The organism is Streptomyces sp. NPDC033270 (assembly GCF_055576575.1).
The window spans coordinates 1-17,999 of the sequence record NZ_JBVIRA010000032.1 but is presented as its reverse complement, the minus strand read 5'-3'; the positions used below and the strand labels follow the sequence as shown (position 1 = coordinate 17,999).

The 17,999-nt window shown below is 70.7% G+C and carries 17 protein-coding genes and 3 pseudogenes; 12 read left to right on the top strand and 8 right to left on the bottom strand.

Annotated elements, in window-relative coordinates; genetic code table 11:
- The first annotated feature begins 6 nt into the window (after positions 1-6).
- From ACZ5XZ_RS33355 to ACZ5XZ_RS33345, 3 genes and pseudogenes are all read left to right on the top strand, one after another.
- Positions 7-1,158, top strand: a complete 1,152-nt coding sequence (locus tag ACZ5XZ_RS33355; protein WP_468984962.1) for an FAD-dependent oxidoreductase — start codon at positions 7-9, stop codon at positions 1,156-1,158.
- Positions 1,159-1,734: 576 nt separating this feature from the next.
- A pseudogene (locus tag ACZ5XZ_RS33350) lies at positions 1,735-2,292 on the top strand (class I SAM-dependent methyltransferase); the annotation flags it as partial.
- A gap of 144 nt (positions 2,293-2,436) precedes the next feature.
- Positions 2,437-2,823, top strand: a complete 387-nt coding sequence (locus tag ACZ5XZ_RS33345) for a barstar family protein (protein WP_468984960.1) — start codon at positions 2,437-2,439, stop codon at positions 2,821-2,823.
- 136 nt (positions 2,824-2,959) lie between these two features.
- Here ACZ5XZ_RS33345 and ACZ5XZ_RS33340 read toward each other — a convergent pair whose 3' ends face one another.
- A complete protein-coding gene (locus ACZ5XZ_RS33340) occupies positions 2,960-3,100 on the bottom strand; it encodes a VOC family protein (RefSeq protein WP_468984958.1) in 141 nt (46 codons plus the stop codon).
- 16 nt (positions 3,101-3,116) lie between these two features.
- Positions 3,117-3,263 carry a VOC family protein gene (locus ACZ5XZ_RS33335; RefSeq protein ID WP_468984956.1) on the bottom strand — a complete coding sequence of 49 codons (147 nt, stop codon included), beginning with the start codon at positions 3,261-3,263 and terminating at the stop codon, positions 3,117-3,119.
- Positions 3,264-3,455: 192 nt separating this feature from the next.
- On the opposite strand from ACZ5XZ_RS33335, the pseudogene ACZ5XZ_RS33330 reads away from it, so the two are divergent.
- Positions 3,456-3,840, top strand: a pseudogene (locus ACZ5XZ_RS33330) (transposase); the annotation flags it as partial.
- 88 nt (positions 3,841-3,928) lie between these two features.
- Here the strand turns inward: ACZ5XZ_RS33330 and ACZ5XZ_RS33325 are convergent.
- The 3 genes from ACZ5XZ_RS33325 to ACZ5XZ_RS33315 all read right to left on the bottom strand — a co-directional run bounded on the left by ACZ5XZ_RS33325 (position 3,929) and on the right by ACZ5XZ_RS33315 (position 6,148).
- A complete protein-coding gene (locus tag ACZ5XZ_RS33325; protein ID WP_468984953.1) occupies positions 3,929-4,471 on the bottom strand; it encodes a DUF1707 SHOCT-like domain-containing protein in 543 nt (180 codons plus the stop codon).
- 227 nt (positions 4,472-4,698) lie between these two features.
- The gene (locus ACZ5XZ_RS33320) at positions 4,699-5,232 is read right to left on the bottom strand and encodes a CbrC family protein (protein WP_468984951.1); all 534 of its coding nucleotides are present in this window, start codon (positions 5,230-5,232) and stop codon (positions 4,699-4,701) included.
- A 532-nt stretch (positions 5,233-5,764) separates the two neighbouring features.
- Positions 5,765-6,148 (bottom strand): VOC family protein, encoded by a 384-nt coding sequence (locus ACZ5XZ_RS33315; RefSeq protein ID WP_468984948.1) that lies wholly within the window; start codon positions 6,146-6,148, stop codon positions 5,765-5,767.
- A gap of 83 nt (positions 6,149-6,231) precedes the next feature.
- On the opposite strand from ACZ5XZ_RS33315, the gene ACZ5XZ_RS33310 reads away from it, so the two are divergent.
- Both ACZ5XZ_RS33310 and ACZ5XZ_RS33305 read left to right on the top strand, forming a co-directional pair.
- Positions 6,232-7,068 (top strand): MerR family transcriptional regulator, encoded by an 837-nt coding sequence (locus tag ACZ5XZ_RS33310; RefSeq protein ID WP_468984945.1) that lies wholly within the window; start codon positions 6,232-6,234, stop codon positions 7,066-7,068.
- Positions 7,069-7,567: 499 nt separating this feature from the next.
- Positions 7,568-9,241, top strand: a complete 1,674-nt coding sequence (locus ACZ5XZ_RS33305) for a sensor histidine kinase (protein WP_468985160.1) — start codon at positions 7,568-7,570, stop codon at positions 9,239-9,241.
- Between the two features lie 100 nt (positions 9,242-9,341).
- Here the strand turns inward: ACZ5XZ_RS33305 and ACZ5XZ_RS33300 are convergent, their stop codons facing one another.
- Entirely contained in the window at positions 9,342-10,067 is a 726-nt protein-coding gene (locus ACZ5XZ_RS33300) for a response regulator transcription factor (RefSeq protein WP_468984941.1), read from the bottom strand.
- Between the two features lie 289 nt (positions 10,068-10,356).
- Between ACZ5XZ_RS33300 and ACZ5XZ_RS33295 the strand changes: the two genes are divergently transcribed.
- A complete protein-coding gene (locus ACZ5XZ_RS33295; protein ID WP_468985157.1) occupies positions 10,357-11,649 on the top strand; it encodes a globin domain-containing protein in 1,293 nt (430 codons plus the stop codon).
- A 198-nt stretch (positions 11,650-11,847) separates the two neighbouring features.
- Entirely contained in the window at positions 11,848-12,279 is a 432-nt protein-coding gene (locus ACZ5XZ_RS33290; protein ID WP_468985154.1) for a pyridoxamine 5'-phosphate oxidase family protein, read from the top strand.
- A gap of 135 nt (positions 12,280-12,414) precedes the next feature.
- On the opposite strand, the gene ACZ5XZ_RS33285 is transcribed toward ACZ5XZ_RS33290, so the two are convergent.
- The gene (locus ACZ5XZ_RS33285; protein ID WP_468984939.1) at positions 12,415-12,855 is read right to left on the bottom strand and encodes a VOC family protein; all 441 of its coding nucleotides are present in this window, start codon (positions 12,853-12,855) and stop codon (positions 12,415-12,417) included.
- Between the two features lie 276 nt (positions 12,856-13,131).
- Positions 13,132-14,091, bottom strand: coding sequence for a helix-turn-helix transcriptional regulator (locus tag ACZ5XZ_RS33280; protein WP_468984937.1), 960 nt, complete (start codon positions 14,089-14,091; stop codon positions 13,132-13,134).
- Between the two features lie 43 nt (positions 14,092-14,134).
- Here ACZ5XZ_RS33280 and ACZ5XZ_RS33275 point away from each other — a divergent pair.
- The 4 genes and pseudogenes from ACZ5XZ_RS33275 (at position 14,135) to gcl (ending at position 17,793) form a co-directional block, all read left to right on the top strand.
- Positions 14,135-14,725 (top strand): annotated as a pseudogene (locus tag ACZ5XZ_RS33275) (DinB family protein).
- 1 nt (position 14,726) lies between these two features.
- Positions 14,727-15,164, top strand: a complete 438-nt coding sequence (locus ACZ5XZ_RS33270; RefSeq protein ID WP_468984935.1) for a VOC family protein — start codon at positions 14,727-14,729, stop codon at positions 15,162-15,164.
- 55 nt (positions 15,165-15,219) lie between these two features.
- The gene (locus ACZ5XZ_RS33265; RefSeq protein ID WP_468984933.1) at positions 15,220-15,711 is read left to right on the top strand and encodes a cupin domain-containing protein; all 492 of its coding nucleotides are present in this window, start codon (positions 15,220-15,222) and stop codon (positions 15,709-15,711) included.
- A gap of 300 nt (positions 15,712-16,011) precedes the next feature.
- A complete protein-coding gene (gene gcl / locus ACZ5XZ_RS33260; protein WP_468984931.1) occupies positions 16,012-17,793 on the top strand; it encodes a glyoxylate carboligase in 1,782 nt (593 codons plus the stop codon).
- Positions 17,794-17,999 lie beyond the last annotated feature (206 nt).

Sequence of the window (17,999 nt, the reverse complement as noted above, 5' to 3'; positions counted from 1 at the left end):
ACACCCATGAACTCCGCTAGGACACCCACAAACTCCGCTAGGATCCCCACAAACTCCGCTCACGGCCCCCGCATCGCGGTCGTCGGCGCCGGCCTCGGCGGCCTTGCCTTAGCCCGCGTCCTGCAGCTCCACGGCCGCTCCGTCACCGTCTTCGAACGTGAGGCTTCCACCGGCGCCCGCCCCCAGGGCGGCAGCCTCGACATACATGCCGGCACCGGCCAGATCGCCCTGCGCGCGGCGGGCCTGCTCGACCGGTTCCGCGCCCTGGCCCGTCCCGAAGGCCAGGAGTGGCGCGTGGTTGATCCCGAAACCGCCACCGTCCTGGCCGTCCCGGGGCCCGGCCACGACGACGACAGCCCGGAGATCGACCGTGGCCAACTGCGCGGCCTGTTCCTGGAATCCCTCGCAGAGGGCACCGTCCGGTGGGGCCGCAATGTCACCGGGGCCACCCCGCTCGGGGACGGCTCCTGGCGCCTGCTCCTCGACGATGGCACCACCGAGGACGCCGACCTGGTGGTCGGCGCCGACGGCGCCTGGTCGCGCATCCGCCCAGCCCTGTCGGACGCCACACCCGGCTACACCGGTGTCACCTTCATCGAGACCGGTTTCGACGACTGCGACGCCCGCCATCCCTCCCTCGCACGCATGGTCGGCAACGGCACCCTGCTGGCGACGGCCGACGGCAAAGCCCTGCTCGCCCAACGCAACGGCAACGGCCACATCCGCGTCTACATCGCCTTCCGCGCCCCACAGAACTGGCAAGTGGCCGCCGACGTGGAACCCGACGACACGGCGGCCGTCCGCGCGCACCTGCTGAAGATGTTCGACGGCTGGGACGAGAGCCTGCTCTATCTCCTGCGGCACCACGACGGCCGGTTCGTCACCCGGCCCGTGTTCGTGCTGCCCGCCCCGCACCTCTGGGAACACGTACCTGGCATCACCCTGCTGGGCGACGCCGCGCACCTGATGCCCCCCGTCGGGCTCGGAGCCAACCTCGCCATGCTCGACGGCGCCGACCTGGCCCACGCCCTCATCACCGAGCCCAGCATCGACGACGCCGTCCGCGCCTACGAGAACCTCATGCTGCCGCGCTCGGCCCAGGCCGCCCAGGACTGCGCCAAGGTACTCGACAACCTCATTCCCCCGACGGACTCCTGAGCGAGCCCGCCACCACCACACCGGCCATGGACCCAAAGCTGCTCGGAGCCGGTGGGGTTGATCCACGTAGTCCCGGCGCTTGCGGAGCATGCCGGACTTCATCGACGCGACGGCGAACGGGACATCAGGACGCCGAGCAGTTTCGCCGCCCTCGCGCCCGTGGCGACGTCCGAGATGACGGGCGCGGCCCATGGCCACGCCGTCATCTCCGCTGAGGCCCTGGAGGAAGGGCAGGGCGACCAGGTAGCCGAGTGAGGACGCGAGCGCGCACAGGCCAGTGGCGAGGACGCAGACCGCCGAGCCCTGTGCACCTCCCCGGAAGCCCCCCTGCCAGGAGCGCACAGTGCTGGGCATCGGACCTCGGCCCGCGCCTGCGACGCACGCGTCCGCGGCGGAAGCGCGGCGCCGCAGCCACCTGGTTGATCCTGCAACCATCCACTTCGGCGAGTTGATCAAAGAGTTCGCCCCCCCCGCGGCGGGCCGCTCGCGAATCCGCGCTGCGCGAGCGTCGGGGGAGGGGAGACTGACGGCGGGCTGCGGGGGCCGTTCCCAAGCGGTGCCTGGGTTCTGTCCGGCGGATCATGCGACCGCGGTGCCGTCGTCACCGGCATCGACGCCAGCGCCGGGATGCTGGCGTTGGCCAGGCGGCGGCTGGGTGACGACGTGGCCCTCCACGCGGTCGACCTGAGCGACCGTCTGCCGTTCGCCGGCGGTGCGTTCGACGACGTGGTCGCGTCGCTGGTCCTGCACTACCTGGAGGACTGGGGGCCGACGCTGGCCGAGATGCGGCGAGTGCTCAGGCCCGGTGGCCGGCTGATCGCGTCGGTGGACCACCCTTTCGTGGCCTACACGATCCAGGATCCTCGGCCCGACTATTTCGCGACCACCAGCTATGCCTTCGACTGGACGTTCAACGGGCAGTCCGTCCCGATGGAGTTCTGGCGCAAGCCGTTGCACGCGATGACCGATGCCTTCACCACCGCTGGCTTCCGTCTTTCCGTCATCAGCGAGCCGCAGACCGACCCGGCCGCCCGTGAACTGTTCCCCGACGGCTTTCGTGACCTTTCGACCAAGACCTGCCTCCTGTTCTTCGTCGTCGAGGTACCGCCGTCGGCTACTGGCTCGGAGGAATAGCGCTGTGACCGGGAGGCGCACCGGCTCGCGGTATCTCCAGTCCGCCCGTACGGCTTCCCCCAGGGCAGAACGCCTTTTCCGGGCTACAGGCAGGCAGCCAGAATGGGAGCGACACGTCGCGGAGCCGCACGTACCATCCGATCCGTGACACCGATATATGTGCTGGACGGCACGCAGATCAGAACGCTGGAAGACTTCTGGCGAGTCATCGGCGAAGCCATCAACGGACCTGGCGGCTACTTCGGTCGGAACCTCGACGCCTTCGCCGACTGCCTCGGCGGTGGATTCGGAGCGCCCGACGACGATGACTATGTGGTGGAGTGGCGCGAACACCAGGTGTCTCGTGAGCATCTCGGCTATCCGGAGACCGCTCGCCAGTTGGAGATCCGGTTGTCACGCTGTCACCCCACGAACCGCCCTTCTGCCAGTGCCGACCTTGCCGCAGCGAGAGAAGAGCGCGGAACCACTGTCTTTGATTGGCTGGTCGAAATCTTCGACGATCGCGCTCCAGGCGTTCTGCGCCTCCGGTGACAGGTCACGAGGAGGGGGCAGCGGCTCGCCGGCGGTGTCGTCGACGAGCCGTTGTACGGCCCACGGATGAAGAGGGCCCTCGTCAGCGCGAGATGAGGACGCAGAACTCGTCGCCCTCCGGGTCGGCGAGGACCGTTCACGGGACGTCGCTCTGGCCCACGTCGGCAGGCGTCGCGCCGAGATCCTCAAGGCGCGCGACCAGGTCCGCCTGATGCGCAGCGGAGGTGGTGGCGAGGTCGATGCGCACGCGGTTCTCGACCGACTCGGGTTCCGGCACGGCAAGGATGTCGATGTTAGATGTAGGCGGCGAGGAGGTCGGGGTAGGTGAGGCCCTCGGGTTCGAGGTTGGTCACGCCGGGTCCCTCGCTGGAAACGCTCCAGCCGAGCACCTCCGCCCAGAACCGGCCGAGGGCCGAGCCGTCCCGGGCGTTCATCGCCATCTGAACAGACGCGTCGCCATGGCGCCGATGTCATGCCACGCACTGATCGGGAACCGCCGAGGTGCTCCGCACCCCTTCGGCTCAACCGGCAGCAGAGGGCAGGGCGGGAACTTCGCCGAGCTGCCGAAGGCCTTGGGCGGGTGCGGAGGCGGTGTTGGAACAGCGGCCAGGGAAGTTGATGTGGGCGTCGAGAAGGGCGCTGCCAACACCCTGGCCGCGCTGAGGTCGATCCGCGCCGCCCGCCCGGACGGCGCCCCGATCTATCTCATCCTGGACAACCTCTCCGCCCACAAAGGCGACAAGGTCCGCCGCCGGGCGAAGAAGAACAAGGTCGAGTTGTGCTCCACCCCGACCTATCCATCGTGGGCGAACCCGCTCGAGGCTCACTTTGGACCGCTGCGGCAGTTCACGATCGCCAACTCCAACCACCGCAGCCACACCGTGCAGACCCGGGCCCTGCACGCCTACCTTCGCCAGCGCAACGCCAACGCCCGCCACCGCGACATCCTGGCCGCCGAACGCAAGGAACGCACCCGCATCCGCAGCGAAGAAGGGCACCCGGTGGGGCGGCCGCCCTTCCGAAGTGCGGCCTGAACAACCCAACCAGCCTCTTCGATACGGCATTAGCGATCGAGCGAGGGCAGGCGGTCGATACCGGATGGGTCTCAACGCCGCGCGTGGCGGATCTTCAATCGTCCGAATTCCATGGTCCCGGAGATCCGGATCTTTGGCCCGTGGGGGCGGGTGCGCCGCGGGGGCTTGTAGAGGGTGTCCTTCCACCCGGTGTGCAGAGCGTCGAGGTCGACGATCGCGTCGCGAGGCACCGTGATCTTGGCCCTGCCGGTGCCGAGTTGCAACTCAATGTCAACTACCGGATGCTCGATGACCGCCCGGGAAAGGTCCAGGTTCACTCTTCCGAATGCGGACGCTACCTTGAGGATCCGCGGTACCCGCCATGCGCCGCGTCGCTTGATCCGTCCGCCGGCGGCAGCAATCGTGGAGGTTGTGCCCGCATCTTCCTCCGGAAGCGAGGCCAGAACCGCCACAAGCTGGCTGTGCTTCTTGGCAGTGAGCACCTGGTGAAGGCGTCCTTCCATCTCCCCGTGCGAGATGTGCCCTTCGGCGTATGCCTCCTGCACGCGCTGCACGGCCGTGTTGCGGTCGTCTTCGCTGAACAGTGACGGCGGGTCTTCCGGCAGAGAAGTCACCCGTTCACCCTAGTGCCCTGCCGGCGATGCAAACGGGCCAAGATCCGTAGATAGCGGGCAAGCCAAGCAATGGGGCGGCCAACCGCTCGCCATGACGGTCTTGGATGGTCCAACCCGGCGAACCTATGCGGTCACAGCACTAGGGCGTGTCCGATGGGGCATGGCCGGGTCCGCGGCGTCTGGCACGGCGCCTCGCGGCCTTTCCGACCCTGCCCATCGGGACAGCCCTAGGAGGCGTCGACGTAGGCGAGAGGGGTGCCGCAGACGGTGCAGCGGAAGAGCATGGCGCTTGGCCCCTCACCGAGGTGGGTCAGGAAGTGCTCAAGCTGGGATGCATCGTGCCAGCCGCCCCTACGCAGGTCGAGCCGGAGCTGGTCGAGGGCCTCGGGGTGCGCCGCCAGCTCGGTGTATCCGACCTCGCCGATGAAGGCGGCGGCGTCCTGGCAGTGGACGAGCCAGTGCGGATCCTGCCAGGCGTGGAAGCCAGGGGTGCGGCGGGTGACCTGCCTCAGGGTCTTCTCGCTGACGCCGTCGAGCCCGTAGGCGTCGGTGAATTCACCGGCGAATCGTTCGGCGGCGCTGCCGTCGGCGATGCACCAAGGGCAGAAGCGCCCGTTGATCTCTTGGGCGGTGTAGAAGGTCGCGGTGTAGATCCACCCCGTGCAGCGGTTGCAGCAGACGCACATCTCGGTGCTGGCGCGGAGGGATCCGCTGGCGAGGGGGTCGGGGTGGTAGCGGAAGAAGGGGAGGCCGGCGCTCACCGCTGCTGCCCGAGAAGCCCGAGAAGGTAGAGACCGGCCTCTTCGCCGGTGATCAGTGCGCCGGCAGTCATGCCTATGAGCCTCATGGGTGCAGTGTGTCCGTAAGGAGTCTCGTGCTCAAGGCGGTGGGGCTGTGCCCAACTGGTGGGTGTGGGAGAGAGATGCTGGTGTGCGCGGCGGACGGTCCAAGCGACATGGCGGCTCGGGTCGGGACCGGCCGCCTGCCGTGGTCCATGTCAACATCCGAAGCCTGCCAAGTGTCGAGGCCGCAGCCCACCCTGGCTTGGAGGTGTTGTCCATCGGCGGGTGGGACAGTGCGCCGCTCGGCCTCGCCCGGCCACCGAACTGCCCCGCTGCGAACCCTTGCCACCTAGCCCGGCACGCCCGCCGACCCTCTGCAGAGCGCCGAACTCACCGGCCTGGAGTTCCTGGAACTCCGGGCCGCAGGAAGGGCGTGCCTCCTCGACGTCGGAGCCGTCCCACGCAGTCTGTCGGCGGCCGCCATCAGGTGCACGGCAACCAGGATCCGCCGTCAGCGGGACTGGAGCCGGGCGTGTAGGAGGCAGAACTCGTTGCCTTCCGGGTCGGCCAGGACGTGCCAGTTCTCGGTGCCGGTCTGGCCGACGTCGACGGGTTTGGCGCCGAGAGCGAGCAGCCGGGCCAGCTCGGCGTCCTGGTCGCGGTCGGTGGCGTTGACGTCGATGTGCAGGCGGAGCTTTCCGGTCCGTGGGGTGCTGCTGGGGCTGAGGACGAGGGTGGGTTGCAGGCCGCCGAAGCCGGCGTCGGGCGGCCCGATCTCGATGCTGCCGTCGTCCTCCCGGTCGAGTTCGACGTAGCCGAGGACGTTGCTCCAGAATGCGGCCAGGCCGTCGGGGTCGGCGCAGTCGATGACCAGCTCACTGATGCGGCATGCCATGCCCGTGAGTGTACGTAGACCGTCTGACCGCGGCCGTGGTTCTTGACTCTCACACCGTGTCAGGCGGTCAGCTCGGAGACATCATGTTCACCATCGGAGACTTCGCCCGGCACGGCCGTGTCTCGGTCCGGATGCTGCGTCACTACGACGCGACCGGCCTGTTGCACCCGGCCCACGTCGATCCCGCCAGCGGCTATCGCTACTACACCGCCGCTCAGCTCGCCCGCCTCAACCGGATCATCGCGCTCAAGGACCTGGGGTTCACCCTCCAGCAGGTACGCGACATCGTGGACGAGAAGGTCGGCGCCGAGGAACTGCGCGGCATGCTGCGGCTGCGGCGGGCTGAACTGGAGACCGCCATGGCTGCCGCGGAGGCACGGCTGGTCCAGGTCGAGGCGAGGCTCCGAGCGATCGAGAGCGAGGGTCACATGCCCACGAACGACGTTGTCGTCAAGAGCGTCTCCACCGTCCGGGTGGCGGAGCTGACTGCCACCGCCGCGAGTTTCGAGCCCCAGGACATCGGTCCGGTCATCGGGCCGCTCTACGACGAACTGTTCCGGCTCCTGGGTGCGGCGGGCATCGCCCCCACGGGCCCCGGAGTCGCCTACTACGAGGATGCCCCGGAGGGCGGTGGCAGGATCACCGTCCACGCCGCCGTCCAGGTCTCCGCACCTCTCCAGGACGGCGCCTTGCCGATCCTCGACCTGCCGTCCCTCGACCAGGCGGCGACGATCGTGCACCGTGGCTCGATGGATGCCGTGCTTCCCACCGCCCAGACCCTGGCTCGCTGGATCGACGCCAACGGCTACCAGACGACGGGTTATCCCCGTGAGGTCAACCTGGAGTGCCCCGAGAACCGGGACGACTGGGTGACGGAGCTGCAGGCACCGGTGACCCGGGCTGATCGGGGCGCGCTCTGATGCATGGTCGGTGGGGGAGAGGCGGCGGGGTGTCACCGCGCCGCCCTGCGTCGAGGCGGCGGCCGGGGCGTGGCCCGGACGACGCACGCCGGTTCTCCGACCGCCGTTGACCGCACTTCCCCACTACTCACGGTGCTGTGTCCTCCATCTCGGAAACGTGGACCGGGCCGGGAGCGGCCGGAGCCGGGAAGAGCCATTGGCACGGGGGAGACCGGCCCTTCCCGGCAGACACATCGTCAGCCAGGCACCTCCGCGGCCCCCAGGGCCGAACGGCCCTCCTGCGGACCGCGAACGGCCCCCTCGGCGGGGGGCGGCCCCCGTCGCAGACGCCTCCGGGTGGCCGGTCGGCGCCGGTGCCCGCGGGCGCCGCCGCGCTGGTCACGTACGCTTCCGAGCAGACGTACGGGATCTTTGGAGCAGCACGGTCATGTCCGAATCGCAGCAGTACGCACCGGCCGCGAGCGGTCCGTACGGGCCGCAGCTCCACGCACCGGATCGGATGCGCAGCCTGCTCGACGCCGTGATGAGCCTGGGGCGGGGGCTCGAACTCCCGCAGGTGCTCAGGGGCATCGTGGAGGCGGCGGTCACCCTCACCGACGCGGAGTACGGGGCGCTCGGCGTGATCGGGGACGGGCAGCTGTCGCAGTTCCTGCCCGTCGGGATGTCCGACGAGCTCATCGGGCTGATCGGCCGGACGCCGTGCGGCCGCGGCATCCTCGGGGAGTTGATCCGCAACCCGTCGCCGCTGCGGCTCACCGACCTGACCCGGCATCCGCACAGCTATGGCTTTCCGGCCAACCACCCCCCGATGCGGACCTTCCTGGGGGTGCCGGTCCGGGTCCGGGACAAGGTGTTCGGCAACCTCTACCTCACCGAGAAGCGGGGCGGCGGCTCGTTCGACGCGGACGACGAGGCGGTGTTGACCACGTTGTCCATCGCGGCGGGAGTGGCGGTCGACAACGCCCGCATGTACCACGAGAGCCGCCGCCGCGAACGGTGGTTGGAGGCACTGGGCGAGATCACCCGCAGCCTGCTGTCCGGTACCGGTGCCGACGAGGTGCTGCGGCTGATCGCCGAGCGCGCGCAGGAGGTCGCCGGCGCGGACAGCGCGGCGGTGCTGCTGCCGGCGCCCTCGGCCGCGGACCAGCTGACGGTGGCGGTGGCGTGCGGTTCGGGCGCGAGCCGGATCCTGGGGCTGCGGGTGCCGGCCGACGGTTCACTGCCCGGGATGGCCGTCCGCAGCGGCCGACCGGTGGTCAGCGCCGATTTACGGGCCGACCCGAGGGCGTACCCGCTGGGCCCGGACGCCCCCGGCGCCGAGGCCGGGCACCCGCCTCAGGGAGCGGAGCCGCACGGCGCCGCGCTGAACGGCGAGTCCGCGCAGACGTACGGGCCGACGGTGGCCGTCCCGCTCCAGGTGGACACCGGCTGTGGTGCGCTGCGGCTGAGTCGTCTGGCGGGGCGGCCCGCCTTCGACGACGCCGAGGTCACCCTGATATCGGGCTTCGCGGACCAGGCCGTGATCGCCCTGGAACTCGCCCGCCGCCGGGCCGAGTCGGAGGAGCTGACGGTCCTTCACGACCGCGACCGGATCGCCCGGGACCTGCACGACCTCGCCATCCAGCGGCTGTTCGCGACCGGCATCACCCTGCAGAGTGCGACCCGGCTGATCGACCGTCCGGAGGCCGCCGAACGGGTCGGCCGCGCGGTCAACGACCTGGACACCACCATCAAGATCATCCGTTCCACCATCTTCGGACTGCGCACCACCGGGGACGGCAAGGGCGGCCGTGGTCTGCGCCGTGAGCTGACCGAGACCCTGCAGCGGGCGGCCGGCCCCCTCGGCTTCAGCCCGGCGCTGCGGATCGACGGCCCGGTCGACGCCGCGGTCCCCGACGACCTGTCCCAGCACCTGTTGGCGGTGACCGCGGAGGCCCTCAGCAACGCCGCCCGCCACGCCCGTGCCCGCCATCTGGACGTGACGCTGTCGGTGACCGCGGGCGCGGTGACGCTGACGGTGACGGACGACGGGGTGGGGGTCGGCGACGCGGCGCACACCGGAGGCCTGGCCAACATGCGGGCCCGAGCCGACGCGCACGGCGGCCGGCTGGCCGTCGAGAGGCGGGAGGGCGGCGGCACCCGCATCGTCTGGCGGGCGCCGCTGCCCGACTGACCCGGTCCGTTCCGGTGCCGTACACGGCCGCGCCGGGGCACCGCTCGGCGCGGAGCACCGGGAGCGGCGGGTCAGGCCCTGGGGGTTCCCGGTGCCGCGGTCACGCCCGTGGACCCTTCAGCCGTTCGACGACCATCGCCGCCTGGACCCGGCGGCCCACGCCCAGCTTGGACAGGATCGCGGACACCCGGTTCTTGACCGTCTTCTCCGAGAGGAACAGCCGGTCCGCGATCTGACGGTTCGTCAAACCCTCGCCGATCAGGTCCAGTACCTGCCGCTCGCGCGGTGAGAGCCGGTCGAGTTCGGACGTCTCCGCCTCGGCCGCCTGGCCCCGGCCCGGGTCGCGCAACCGCTCCATCACCCGTGTCGCGGTGCGCGGATCCAGCATCGACTGCCCCGCCGCGACCGTGCGGATCGCGTGCACCAGCGCACTGCCGTCGATCTGCTTGAGTACGTAGCCGGCCGCCCCGGCCATGATGGCGTCGAACAGCGCCTCGTCGTCGTCGAAGGACGTCAGCATCAGACAGGCCAGCTCCGGCATGCGGGCCCGCAACTCCCGGCAGACCTCGATGCCTTCGTGGTCGCTTTCGGGCCCGCCGGTGCCGCCGAGCCGGACGTCGAGGACGGCCACCTGCGGCCGGACCGCCGGCACCCGGGCGAGGGCCTGCCGGGCATCCCCCGCCTCCCCGACGACCGCTATGTCCTCCTCCGCCTCCAGAAGGTCCCGTACTCCGCGGCGGACCACCTCGTGGTCGTCGAGGATGAAGACGCGCAGCGGCGCATCGGGGGCATCGGAGGGGGCAGGGTGAACGGGCTGCTGGTTCATGCACTCTCGCTCTGTGGTTCTCGCGGTTCGGCGGGGCACAAGGGTCCCGACCATGAGGTTCGTCGCGCCCGGCGCGCGGCGCAAGGGCCGAACGGCCCTGGGGGATCGGGGCCCTTCGGGCACGGGACCGCGTTGCGATACTGACGCCCCCCGTCAGGAGGTCGATCCCGTGCACCAGCCCGGTCAGCCGTACCAGCCCTCGCGTTCTGCTTCGTCCGTACCGTCCGGATGCCCCGCCGCGGACACCGTCGGCGGCGAGTACCACGCCCTGCTCGCCCGGCACGACGCCATGCGGCTGCGGCAGCGCATCCTCGGCCACGGGCGGTCACCCGCGCCGGACTTAACGCCCGTCGCCTACGACGGCGCCGCCGACCAGCGCCTGATCACCCAGTACCTCGATCTGGTCACGCCGTTCGGCGACCTGATCGCCCGCCTCTACGACGAGATGTTCGCCCGGTGGCCCTACCTGCGCTCACTCTTCCCCGCGTCCATGGAGTTCCAGCGTGCGCATCTGGCCCGCGCCTTCTGGTACCTGATCGAGAATCTGCACCGTCCCGCCGAGGTGGCCGCCTACTTCCGGCAGCTTGGTCATGACCACCGCAAGCTCGGGGTGCGTCCGGTGCACTATGAGGCGTTCGAGACGGCGCTGTGCGCGGCGCTGCGGAGCGCCGCCGGGCCCCGCTGGGCCGAGGCGGTGGAACAGGCGTGGGTGCGGATGCTGCGCTTCGCCGTCGCGTCGATGGTCGAGGGCGCCGACGCCGCGCTCGCCGAACCCCCCTGTTGGCAGGGGACGGTGACCGCGCACGAGCGGCGCCGCCCGGACCTCGCGGTGCTGCGGGTGCGGCCGCACGAGCCGTATCCCTACCGGGCCGGCCAGTACGCGGCGGTGGCGTCGCCGCTGATGCCCCAGGCGTGGCGGCACTACTCCCTGGCGTCGGCGCCGGGGCCCGACGGCGAGGTGACCCTCCACGTCCGGCGGACCGGCCCCGGCGGGGTCAGCGAGGCACTGGTCGGCGGCACCCGGGTCGGCGACACGCTGCGGCTGGGGCCGGCGCACGGCACGATGACGCTCCGGGACGAGGACCGCTCCCGCGATCTGCTGATGGTGGCGGGCGGCACGGGCTGGGCGCCGATCAAGGCGCTCCTGGAGGAGTGGGAGGGGCGCCGCCGTGGAACCGCCGGTCTTCCGCAGCGCCCGGCCGGCCGGGTCCACCTCTTCGTCGGCGCCCGCAGCCGCGCCGAGCTGTATGACGCCGCGGCGCTGTCCCGGTTGGCGACGCGGCACGACCGGCTGCGGGTGGTCCGGGTGCTGGACGAGGACGTCGCCCCGGGCACGAGCGGCCCGCTGTCCGCATACGGGCCGCTGGCCGAGGCGGTGGCGCGGGACCGGCGGTGGTCGCAGCACCTGGCCTTCGTCAGCGGTCCGGCGGCCATGGTCGGTGCCACGGTCGCGCGGCTGACCGCGGCCGGCATGCCGGCCGACCAGATCCGCCACGACCCGGTTCCGGACGTACTGACCCCGCCGGCCGACCGCTGCCCGGCGCACCCGGCGGACGGCACGGTGGCCGGAGCGGCGCGGTGACGCCGAACCGGCGCTGAACGTCCCACGGTCATCCGGCCGAGCTGCCCGAGGCGGGCCGAACGGCCCTGGCGGGTGGCCGCCGAGGGGCGTCTACTGGCCGACAGCTCAGTGCATCAGCAGTGTCACCAGGACAGGGAGCACGCAGTGAACGACATCCCGGCCCGGCACACCACCGGGACCGCCACCGACTCCGAGCCGGTGGCCTGGGCCGACCGCGAGGCCTCCCGCCGCAGCTGCGAACTGGACCGTGTCGAGGCCCTCCGCCTGTTGGGCAGCGTGTCGCTGGGCCGGATCGTCTTCACCCAGAACGCGCTGCCGGCCATCCGCCCCGTCAACCACCTCCTCCACCACGGCGAGGTGATCATTCGCACCCATGAGGGCGCGGCCCTGACCAGCCTCACCGAGCACGCGGCGGACGAGGGGGTGGTCGTCGCCTACGAGGCCGACGCCATCGACCCGGCCACGCACTGCGGCTGGAGCGTGGTGGTGACCGGCTACTGCCACCTGGTGACCGATCCCGACGACCTGGCGCACTACCAGGCGTTGCTGCACCCCTGGGTGGACCACCGGATGTCCTACGCGCTGCGGATCCGCCCGGATCTGGTCACGGGGTTGCGGCTGTCCCGTTAGCGAGGCGGGGCAAGGCGCCGTGATGCAGCGGTGCCTGACTGCCAGGCGCGCTTGGGCGCACCTCGCCGGCCCCGGACGTGCGCCCGGGGCCGGGACGAGGGGAGAGGCGTTCGGCGAGGCCCGACGGGCCGTCGGCTACGGACGCAGGTAGGGCCGGGTCATGATTTCCATGTTGTGGCCGTCCGGGTCGTCGAAGTACGCGCCGCGACCACCGAACAGCCGGTTGATCTGCCCGGGTTCGGTGTGGCCGGGGTCGGCGTAGTAGGTGACCCCGACGGCTTCCAGACGGGCGATCATGGTCTCGAACTGCTCGTCGGGCACGAGGAACGCATAGTGCTGCGACTGGATCGGCTCGTCACGCTTCTCGTAGTAGTCGAGCGTCACGCCGTTGCCGAGGTCGACGGGGAGGAACGGCCCGAAGGGCGCGCCGACCTTCAACCCCAGTATCGCGGCCAGGAATTCGGCCGACAGGTGCCGGTCGCTTGCGTAGATGGCGGTGTGGTTCAACTGGACGGAGGCCGCCGGCGGTTCGGGGGCGTTCCGGTCCTGCTGTTCGTTCGTCAGGTGGTTCGACATGTGTGGTGTGTCTCCGGGTCTTGGGGTCCGCTGGGATGGGCGCCGCGCACGGGCGCCGGGCAGAAAGACTCGGAAAGGGGGCGGGGCTCTCGCCCTCCGCCACTCTCGGATTCGCTCGCGCGGGGAGACCCCCGCCGCACTCACGCCGAGGCCGGGGATCCCACTCGTGTATGGCCCATGGCCGACCCGGCAGTCACCCGAACAACTTAAGTGATCATCACGGGCCGAGGCAAACGCCGTTCCACGGCGGCAAGTTCCGCTTGGGAAGCGGCTCGGTCAGCCGGTCCCGGCCATCGCCGCGAGGCGGCGGGCGAGCACGGCGGCGGACTCCCGCAGCTCCGGCGGCTGAAGCACCTCCGCCTCGAACCCCAGCCGGGCCACGTGCAGGGCGAGCCAGTCCAGGTCGTCCCCGCCGGCGACGAGTACGCACCATCCGTCGCGCTCTTCCTCGACCCGCCCCACCTGGGGCGGCACCAACTCCCGCACCTGGTCGGGCCGGGCGTGCAGCCGCACCCGGGCGAGGTACCGGTACGGCGCCTCGGTCACGGACCGCTGCACATAGGCGACCGGGTCCGGATGCTCCCTCGTCCGGAAGCGCCAGGTCGTCGCCACCACCTCGCGCATCCGGTCCAGCCGGAAGGTGCGCCAGTCGTCGCGGTCGACGTCCCAGGCCATCAGGTACCAGCGGCGGCTGGTGGCGACCATCCGCACCGGCTCGACCGTGCGCTCGCGCTGCCCGCCGTCGCGGCCGGCGTAGCCGAAGCACACCCGCACGGCGTCGCGACAGGCTCGCGCGAGCGTCACCAGCAGCTCCGCGTCGATCTCGACCCCGGGGCCGACAAGGGTCTCGGTCGCGCCGTGGACGGCCCGCACCTCGGCGCGCAGCCGGGGCGGCATCACCTGGTCGAGCTTCGCGAGCGCCCGAAGTGCCGCCTCGCCCGCCCCGGCGACCGTGCCGCCCGACGCCAGTCGCAGGGACACCGCCGTCGCGATCGCCTCCTCGTCGTCGAGGAGCAGCGGCGGCAGCCGGGTGCCCGCGCCGAGCTGGTAGCCGCCGCCGACCCCCGCCGTCGCGTGCACGGGGTAGCCGACCGCGCGCAGCCGCTCCACGTCGCGGCGCACCGAGCGGTCGGTGACCCCCAGCTCGGCGGCGAGCTCGGCGGCGGTCCAGGACGGCCGGCGCTGCAGCAGCGCCAGCAGCCGCAGCACCCGTTCGGTCGTCGCCTCAACGGTCATGCCCTCATCGTTTCACGCTTCACGGAACGAAGCTGTCCGCTATATGCGCAAGGCTGGCTCCATGACCGACCAGACGTGGAACCCCCTGCTCCGAGATCAGATCTCCTGGCACTGGACCAACCAGCTGCGCGACCGACTCGACGGGCTCACCGACGACGAGTACTTCTGGGAGCCGGCGCCAGGCTGCTGGAGCGTGCGCCCGCGCGGCACCGGCACCGCACCGGTGCAGGCCGGGTCCGGCGCGATGACCATCGACTTCGCGATGCCGGAGCCCGACCCGCGACCGTTCACGACGATCGCCTGGCGACTCGGGCATGTGATCGTCGGCGTGCTCGCGATGCGCAACGCCGCGCACTTCGGTCGCGCGGCCACCGACTACTAGTCGTTCGCGTACGCCGAGACCGCGGCCGAGGCGCTGGCCCAGCTCGACGCGGAGTACGCCACCTGGCTGGCCGGGGTCGAGTCCCTCGGTGAAGCCGGCCTCGCGCGCCCGTGCGGGGAGGCGGAGGCGCCGTACGGCGAGCGTCCCATGGCGGCGCTGGTGCTGCATATCAACCGCGAGCTGATCCACCATCTGTCCGAGGTGTGCCTGCTCCGCGACCTCCACCTGCACACCCGCCGGGAGGCGAGCTGAGATGGCCCGCGACATCCAGATCACTTTCGACTGCGCCGACCCGGCCGGGATGGCGGCGTTCTGGGCCGAGGCCCTCGGCTACCGGCTGCAGGACCCGCCCGAGGGCTTCGAGTCGTGGGACCAGGCCCTGGAGGCGATGGAGGTGCCGCCAGAGAGACGCAACGACGCCTCGGCCGTGGTCGACCCCGAGGGGTCCGGGCCACGGCTGTTCTTCCAGCGGGTGCCGGAGCGCAAGCAGGCCAAGAACCGTGTGCACCTCGACGTACGAGCGGCTCCCGGGCTTGCGGGCGACGCGCGGATGGCGGCCCTGGAAGAGGAGGCCGGGCGGCTCGTCTCCCACGGTGCCACCCGGCTGCGGCGCTGCGAGCCCGCTCCTCCGCTCGGCGCCGGTCACCTCGTGATGGCCGACCCCGAGGGCAATGAGTTCTGCCTCGACTGAAAGGTGCTCAGGTCGATCGGGCCGCACCGCGGGTCGGCTGGGTCACAATGCCGCCATGACTGATGAGGCCACAACTCCCGCCCGTCCGCTGTTGCGCCGCCCTCAGGACGGTGAACTCCTCGACGTCGCCGGCGTCGAGCACTTCTTCAAGCTCACCGGTGAACACACCGGCGGGCGCTTCTCCTTCGAGGAGTTCCGCCTCGCGCCCGGCACCATAGGCGCCAGACCGCATGTGCACGACGGGCATGACGAGTACTTCTATGTCGTCGAGGGGGAGTTGACGCTCCACACCGGCGACGGCGAGGTGACGGCCGGCCCCGGCCATCTGCTCGCCGCCACCCGGGGCACCCCGCACGGCTTCCGCAACGCGGGAACGGTCCCCGTGCGTGCCCTGTGCCTCTACACGCCCGCCGGCTACGAGAACTACTTCCGCGACGTCCACGCCGCCGTGAGCGCCGGAGCCGAGGCGACCGACGAACTCCTGGCCGAGTTCCGCAGCCGCTACCGGACCAGCTCCTACGGGGCCGCTTCCCCCACGGTGCCGTAGGTACCAGGGACGGCGGGCAGCGGTCTTCCGCGGCGACTCAGGGGCTCCACCCCGTAGGGGGTGGGGCCCCTTTTGCCTGCTTGCCCGCCGGATGTCCGGGGCGTCCGTGCCTCGCGTCGCCCGCCCAACTCGTCCGATCACGGACATTCAGTCATCAGCCGCCCGTTCTCCTCTTGACGAGCGATGCGGCGCGCTCTAACTTCCTTCCATAAAGCAAAACATTAATTCCATGATGTGGAATTAAGGAACTCCGGTTCTTCGCCGGAGCGAGCCCGTGACAGGTCGACGCAGGAGTACTCGATGCCTCGAATGACAGCCGCCCGTGCCGCGGTGGAGATCCTCAAGCGCGAGGGCGTGACCAACGCCTTCGGAGTGCCCGGTGCCGCGATCAACCCCTTCTACGCAGCGCTCAAGGGTGCGGGCGGGATCGATCACACGCTGGCTCGCCACGTCGAGGGCGCTTCGCACATGGCGGAGGGCTACACCCGCACGCATCCGGGCAACATCGGCGTCTGCATCGGCACCTCCGGCCCGGCCGGCACGGACATGATCACCGGCCTCTACTCCGCGATCGGCGACTCCATCCCGATCCTGTGCATCACCGGCCAGGCGCCGACCGCGGTGATCCAGAAGGAGGACTTCCAGGCCGTCGACATCGCCTCGATCGCCAAGCCGGTGACCAAGGCCGCGACCACCGTGATGGAGGCCGCGCAGGTCCCCGGTGTCTTCCAGCAGGCCTTCCACCTGATGCGTTCCGGACGTCCGGGCCCGGTCCTGATCGACCTGCCGATCGATGTCCAGCTGACCGAGATCGACTTCGACCCCGAGACGTACGAGCCGCTGCCGGCCTTCAAGCCCGCCGCGACCCGGGCGCAGATCGAGAAGGCGATCGCGCTGCTCAACGAGTCCGAGCGGCCGCTGATCGTCGCAGGTGGCGGCATCATCAACGCCGACGCCTCCGAGCTGCTGGTCGAGTTCGCCGAGCTGACCGGCACCCCGGTCGTCCCCACCCTGATGGGCTGGGGAATCCTCGCCGACGACCACGAGCTGAACGCCGGCATGGTCGGTCTGCAGACCTCGCACCGCTACGGCAACGCGAACTTCCTGGAGTCCGACTTCGTCCTGGGCATCGGCAACCGCTGGGCCAACCGCCACACCGGCAAGCTGGACGTCTACACCCAGGGCCGCAAGTTCGTCCACGTCGACATCGAGCCGACCCAGATCGGCAAGATCTTCGCCCCGGACTTCGGTATCGCCTCGGACGCCAAGGCCGCGCTGGAGCTGTTCGTCGAGGTGGCCAAGGAGCTCAAGGCCGCCGGCAAGCTGCCCGACCGCGGCGAGTGGGCCGCCTCCACCCAGGAGCGCAAGGCCGAGCTGCAGCGCCGTACGCACTTCGACAACATCCCGATGAAGCCGCAGCGCGTCTACGAGGAGATGAACAAGGCCTTCGGCCCGGAGACGCGCTACGTCACCACCATCGGCCTCTCCCAGATCGCCGGCGCCCAGATGCTGCACGTCTACAAGCCGCGCCACTGGATCAACTGCGGCCAGGCCGGCCCGCTGGGCTGGACCATCCCGGCCGCGCTGGGTGTCGCCACCGCCGACCCGGAGACGCCGGTCGTCGCGCTCTCCGGCGACTACGACTTCCAGTTCATGATCGAGGAGCTGGCCGTCGGCGCCCAGCACAAGATCCCCTACGTCCACGTCCTGGTGAACAACGCCTACCTGGGCCTGATCCGCCAGGCGCAGCGCAACCTCGACATCAACTTCCAGGTCAACCTGGAGTTCGAGAACATCAACTCGCCGGAGCTGGGCGTCTACGGCGTGGACCACGTCAAGGTCGCCGAGGGGCTGGGCTGCAAGGCCATCCGGGTCACCGACCCCAACGAGCTGGGTGCCGCGTTCGAGCAGGCCAAGAAGCTGGCCGCCGAGCACCGCGTCCCGGTCGTCGTCGAGGCCATCCTGGAGCGGATCACCAACATCTCGATGAGCGGCTCGGACATCGCCAGCGTCAACGAGTGGGAGGAGATCGCGACCGAGCCCGGTCACGCCCCCACCGCGATCAAGCCGCTCAAGTCCTGACCCCGGACCGGATCCGGACCTGACCCGGATCCGGCCCGGACGGTGGGCCGGGCGCGCTTGACCGGCGCGCCCGGCACCGCCACCATCCCGTAGAACAGAAACAAAAATCCGCTATCCGGAAGGAGCGCCGGCCTTTATGGGTTTCACGGACACGCGCTTCAACGTCAATCTGTCGATCCTGTTCACCGAGCTTCCGTTGCTGGAGC